Origin of the sequence: Janibacter sp. LM, from assembly GCF_039631275.1 — a bacterium.
In the GTDB taxonomy this organism is placed as follows: domain Bacteria; phylum Actinomycetota; class Actinomycetes; order Actinomycetales; family Dermatophilaceae; genus Janibacter; species Janibacter terrae.
This window is the reverse complement of record NZ_JBDIVG010000080.1, coordinates 1-333: the sequence shown is the minus strand read 5'-3', so window position 1 is coordinate 333 and position 333 is coordinate 1. Positions and strand designations below refer to the sequence as shown.

1 protein-coding gene is annotated in these 333 nt (G+C 66.1%); it reads right to left on the bottom strand.

From position 1 onward, the window contains the following. The coding region (locus tag ABC138_RS17520; RefSeq protein WP_345914465.1) for a transposase at positions 1 to 333 on the bottom strand (333 nt) is incomplete at both ends.

Genomic DNA, 333 nt, shown 5'->3' with positions numbered 1-333 from the left:
CGAGTCGGCGAAGGTGGCCAACGCGATCAGCGCCGCGTCCTCGTTGACCGCGGTGTAGATCGGGCGCAGCAGTGCCGCGACGGCCTTGCGGTCGCTGTAAGAGACGAATCGCATCGAGGCTCGGATCAGGTGCACCACGCACGTTTGGACCATCGCCTGGGACCAGGTCGCCTCGATGGCCTCGGGGAAGCCGGTCAGACCGTCGCAGCAGACGATCAGCACGTCCTTGATGCCGCGGTTGGCCAGCTGGGAGCACACGCTGGCCCAGAACTTCGCGCCTTCGCTGGCTTGGACCCAGATGCCCAGGACGTGCTTGACGCCGTCCATATCCAC